Below are 5,434 nucleotides of genomic sequence, written 5' to 3'. Positions count from 1 at the left end.
CTTAATCAATTTTTAGCTATATTTGAAAACAGGATTAAACTATAAATAATTTAACCCTGAGTTTTTCAACTTACACAGATTTTAGGATAGTGTCAAGTTATTTTTTAACCATTGTCATTACAGCCTTCGTTTTTAAATCTTGTCCGCTAACCGACATATTCATATCAATTAAAGAGTTCATTGGAATTCCTGAATTTTTATCAATACTCATATTACCAGAAATTGTACCAGTAGCCATACCAGTTACATCCCCAGATAAATCTACTGCTATAATATCACTTGTTATTGATTTAACTGTATATAAAAAAGCCATTTTCATACCTTTCTCCTCTTTCGTCATTGTCCAAGTACTTCCTACACTTAATGCTTCTTTAGGATACACAACATTACTAGATTGTTTTGCCATTTCCGCTACTCCAGCAACATTAGGTTCTACTTTAACCTCTATAATTTCACCTAAATTATTTCCTTTTGCATAAATTACAGCAGTTAACATCGGTCCCATTTGAGCTTTCATCATTTTACCTGCTTCATCTAACTCATCATCACTTTTAGTAGAATCAAAACTCATTGCTTGTCCACCTTGTAACATGTCCATCGTCATCTTAGTAAATTTCATTTCACTATCATACGTATCTTCAGCTACATCCAAAACCTTAATATCCATATTAATATTCATTCCCATAGACATAACAGCTCCCATTTCTTGAGAAATATTCATATCAACGTCATAGGTTGCTCCTTTTTCGTATTTTAATCGAAGTAAAACAGCATCTTGCGCTACACTTAAGTTTGCTGAAATAACTAAAAATAAGACTAACAATTTTTTCATTTTTTTTTTGTTTTTAAGTTTATGATTTTTTGTAGTTAGCGAATATAATATATTGCAATAAAAAAACACTCACAAATTGTGAGTGTTTTTAGTTAATTGTATTTTAATATTTTTCTAAAAATCTTGATCCAGATCCCAAGATTCTAAGATATCTTTTAACGTTTTAATAAACATTCCGCCTAAAGCACCATTTACAACTCTATGATCGTAAGAATGTGATACAAACATTTTTTGTCTAATTCCAATAAAATCTCCCTCTGGAGTTTCTATAACTGCAGGTATCTTTCTAATGGCTCCTAAAGCTAAAATAGCAACCTGTGGTTGATTAATAATTGGTGTTCCCATAATAGAACCAAAACCACCAACATTTGTAACGGTATAGGTTCCGTCCTGAACTTCGTCTGGCTTTAAAGCATTATTTCTGGCTCTACTAGCCAAATCATTTACAGATTTTGTAATACCAACTAAACTCAGCTGGTCTGCATTTTTAATTACCGGAACAATTAAGTTACCGTCAGGTAATGCCGCGGCCATACCTAAATTAATATTTTTCTTTTTAATAATTTTATCACCATCAACAGCAATATTAATTAAAGGATATTTTTTAATTGTAGTTGCAATTGCTTGCATAAATATTGGTGTAAATGTTAGCTTCTCTCCTTCTCTCTTTAAGAAACCATCTTTTACTTTATCTCTCCATTTTACAATATTAGTTACATCAATTTCTATAAACGATTGTACATGAGCAGAAGTCTGTACAGAATCTACCATGTGTTTTGCAATCAATTTACCCATTCTACTCATTTCTATAATTTCATCTCCTCCATTAACAGAAACGGGTATTGCTTTAACAGCAGATCTTGTAACTTGTTTTATTGCTTCTGCTTTTACGGGTGATGCTACTTCTTTCACCGGCACTGCAATTGGTGCTTCTTTAACAGTGTTACCTCTATTCTCTATATAAGTAAGAATATCTTCTTTTGTTACTCTACCGTCTTTACCAGAACCCATAATTGATTCTAATTCGTTCATAGTAACCCCTTCTTTTTCTGCAATATTTCTAACCAATGGTGAGTAAAACTTTCCAGAATCAGAAGTTTTTGAAATAGGAATAGAAACTACTTGAACCGCTTTTTCTAAGGTCTTTTCTACTTCCTCAATATGAGATTCACTCGCTGCATTTGCAGCAATAGTTGGTTCCTTTTTTATATCATCTCCCTCTATTTCAATTACCGCAATTGTATCTCCAACTGCCACAACATCATCTTTTTGAAATAAAATTTCTATTAAAGTTCCTTCAACTTCAGAAGGTATTTCAGAGTCTACTTTATCTGTCGCAATTTCTACTACAGCTTCATCTAATTCAATGGTATCTCCAACTTCTTTTAACCAAGAAGTTATCGTTGCTTCTGCAACACTCTCTCCCATTTTAGGTAATTTCAATTCAAATCTTGCCATTTCTATCTGATTTTACAAGATGTAAAAATACTAAAAATCGTTGATTTTATAATACTTTTAAAGTAATAAAAAAATTAAATCACAAAATCAACTTTACATTATTCATAATAAACAGAAAGTAAATTATAGCTTTTATAAATTTAATTTAATAAAAATTAATTTTTAATATAATTTACTCAATATTAATTAGAAACATCTATTATTATTTTTATTCAAATAAATAGATAACACTATTAAACAAGCTAGTATAAAAATAGCCTTAAAAAAAAGTAAACCAATTACTTAACCATCTCATTGAAGAATTAATAAAAAGGAATAAATTAAAAACCATATTTCTATAAAGCGCCCAATGCTGCCACAACAATAACTAAAGCATATAAGGATAAAGTAATAACAGTAAATACACCAATAAACTTATAATGAGATTTTAACATCTCAAAAGCTTTCATTAAGGTGTCCTCATTTTTTGTAGCCAACGCACTTTTCATTTTCGTAGAAAATTTAAATAAATAATACACTGGAAAAAAATAAATAATAGCTAATACCAAATAAGTTATTGTCATAACCAACCCTAAACTTTCTGGCATATCAGGTTGCATCTTAGCTGCCAAATCAAAAATAGTAGTTGCAAAAACGGCAAAAACCAACATCAACCCAATTAAAACAAAACCTATAATAGATAAGAATTTTGCCCATTTAGCTGTTTCCTTTAAAAAATTTTTAGCCGTACTATTTATTGTTAATTGCTCTAATTGTGTAATCGGATTACTTATCATAATTTAAATTATAAGGTTACTTTAGTTCAAAAATAAACAAAAAAAAGAAGCCACGAATTCACAATTGTATTTTTGTAATTAAGTGGCTAAAAATTAATCAATTTATTCATTATTCAAAAAGGAATAAACATATATTTACTATTTAAACTCAGAAATAGTATTTTTAATTATAGAGATACAATCCATTAATTGTGCTTCATTCATTACTAAAGGAGGTGCAAAACGAATAATATTTCCATGTGTAGGTTTAGCCAAAAGACCATTCTCTTTTAATTTCATGCAAATATCCCAAGCAGTAGAACTATCTTCAGAGTCATTAATTAAAATGGCATTTAACAGACCTTTTCCTCGCACAGATTCCACTAAATGATTATTTTTACAAAACTTCGTTAATTCGTCTCTAAAAATAAGACCCAAAGCTTCTGCATTTTCTGCCAATTTCTCATCAATAACCACTTTTAAAGCTGCTATTGCAACAGCAGCAGCTACAGGATTCCCTCCAAATGTGGAGCCATGATTTCCTGGTCCTATAACATCCATAATGCTGTTATTTGCCAAAACTGCAGAAACAGGATAAGCACCACCACTTAACGCTTTCCCTAAAATTAAAATATCTGGTTTTACATTTTCATGATCTACAGCCAACATTTTACCTGTTCTAGCAATACCTGTTTGCACTTCATCCGCAATAAAAAGCACATTATAATCTGAACACATTTTTTTAGCAGCCGCTAAATAACCATCAGAAGGAACATAAACCCCCGCTTCACCTTGTATCGGTTCTACTAAAAAAGCAGCAATATTATTACTACTTTCTAAAGCCTCTTGCAACTCTTGTAAATTATCATACTCAATTTTTAAAAATCCTTTTGTATAAGGACCAAAATTTTTTCTAGCCACAGGGTCATTAGAAAAAGAGATTATAGTAGTAGTTCTACCATGAAAATTATTTTCACAAACAATTATTTCAGCCTTATTTTCCTTGATTCCTTTTACCTCATATGCCCATTTTCTAGCTATTTTTAAAGCAGTTTCAACCGCTTCAGCCCCAGTATTCATTGGCAATAATTTATCAAAACCAAACAATTCTGTAGCAAACTTTTCATATGTACCTAACACATCATTATAAAATGCACGTGAGGTTAATGTCAAGGTTTTTGCTTGATTCACCATTGCATCCACAATTTTAGGATGACAATGTCCTTGGTTTACAGCAGAATATGCAGATAAAAAATCATAATATTTTTTTCCTTCAACATCCCAAACATAAACACCTTCACCCTTACTTAAAACCACTGGAAGTGGATGATAGTTGTGTGCTCCATATTTGTTCTCTAATTCAATCGCTTCTTTCGAAGTTAATTTGTCTAAAACAGTCATTTTTTTTTCGTTTTAAATGTTTATAATAAAATAACCATTCCTGTTCTACCTTTATCTTTTTAGTAAATACTAAAAATTCAGCGTGGGAAAGAAATCATCCCCGAAGTTTAGCAAAAGTAATCAATTAATATCTTCAAATAAAAATTATTTGGGCGTTACCTAAAGGTCGTGCTTTACACTATATCTTTTTTGTTCTTTCATATAAAAATAACCTAAGTAAGATAATTATTTTAATTGACTATTAATTACATCCATTAACAAAAAAGGATGCCGTTTCAATCACTAACGCAAAAAAATAAGGACATCTATAATAAAACATTGAACATAAGATGCACAAAGTTTAATAGTTCCGTTCACAAATAGAAAATAAAGCTGTTTAAAAGGAATCAAACTATGTCTTTCTGAAAATATATAGGTAATTTAATTTATAAAAATCCAATATAAATTAACCTCAATTCAAAACGAATTATTAAAACAGTCTTTTCATAAATATAATTATAAAACGTAGAAAGCACTAATTTAGAACAATTACTCTCAAAAACATATGTATACAATCCAATAAAAAAGGTGCTTATTAAATATAAACACAAAGGGGCCACGATTCGAACAATAAATCCTACACATTTTATATAAGCCCATAAAAAATATCTAAAAAGGATTAAACCTTGTCATGCTGAACTTGTTTCAGCATCTAAATATAAAGAAGTTCCAATGGCCGAATGTTTTTTTTGCGTTCAGTTTTGTCATTTCGGATCAACACAAAAAGTTGTGGAGTAAACTAAAAAAGAAGAACTTTGACTTTAAAATTATTTCTATTTTGGATACTTCAATTGAACTTGCTAAATTACTACTACCTGAAATTCTTGTTGATTATTTTAAATTAACCAAACACTAGGTAAAACAAGGAGAACTACATTTCCATTTTACAGAATTAAATACAATTCCTGATGAATTCATAGGACTAAAATTAAGTTCTAAAGGCTTTTTT

4 protein-coding genes are annotated in these 5,434 nt (G+C 29.8%); all 4 read right to left on the bottom strand.

Annotated features, from left to right (window positions below; all coding sequences use genetic code 11):
* Nucleotides 1-97: 97 nt before the first annotated feature.
* Nucleotides 98-832: a DUF6263 family protein gene (locus tag MPF19_RS18620; RefSeq protein WP_249989783.1), complete on the bottom strand. Its 735-nt coding sequence runs from the start codon at nt 830-832 to the stop codon at nt 98-100.
* Between the two features lie 114 nt (nt 833-946).
* Nucleotides 947-2,290 carry a dihydrolipoamide acetyltransferase family protein gene (locus MPF19_RS18615; RefSeq protein ID WP_249989782.1) on the bottom strand — a complete coding sequence of 448 codons (1,344 nt, stop codon included), beginning with the start codon at nt 2,288-2,290 and terminating at the stop codon, nt 947-949.
* 335 nt (nt 2,291-2,625) lie between these two features.
* On the bottom strand, nt 2,626-3,066 hold the full coding sequence (locus tag MPF19_RS18610; RefSeq protein WP_249989781.1) for a DUF5362 family protein: 441 nt from the start codon (nt 3,064-3,066) through the stop codon (nt 2,626-2,628).
* A 138-nt stretch (nt 3,067-3,204) separates the two neighbouring features.
* Complete coding sequence (gene rocD, locus MPF19_RS18605; protein ID WP_203395019.1) at nt 3,205-4,446, bottom strand: ornithine--oxo-acid transaminase; 1,242 nt, start codon at nt 4,444-4,446, stop codon at nt 3,205-3,207.
* Nucleotides 4,447-5,434: the final 988 nt, after the last annotated feature.

This window comes from Polaribacter sp. Z014, from assembly GCF_023555435.1.
Taxonomy (GTDB): Bacteria; Bacteroidota; Bacteroidia; order Flavobacteriales; family Flavobacteriaceae; genus Polaribacter.
This window is presented reverse-complemented; position numbering and strand designations above follow the sequence as displayed.

Bases quoted from the DNA above. Each gene is read 5' to 3' on its own strand.
- MPF19_RS18620 (WP_249989783.1), bottom strand. From the start codon at position 832: ATGAAAAAATTGTTAGTCTTATTTTTAGTTATTTCAGCAAACTTAAGT.
- MPF19_RS18615 (WP_249989782.1), bottom strand. From the start codon at position 2,290: ATGGCAAGATTTGAATTGAAATTACCTAAAATGGGAGAGAGTGTTGCA.
- MPF19_RS18610 (WP_249989781.1), bottom strand. From the start codon at position 3,066: ATGATAAGTAATCCGATTACACAATTAGAGCAATTAACAATAAATAGT.
- rocD (WP_203395019.1), bottom strand. From the start codon at position 4,446: ATGACTGTTTTAGACAAATTAACTTCGAAAGAAGCGATTGAATTAGAG.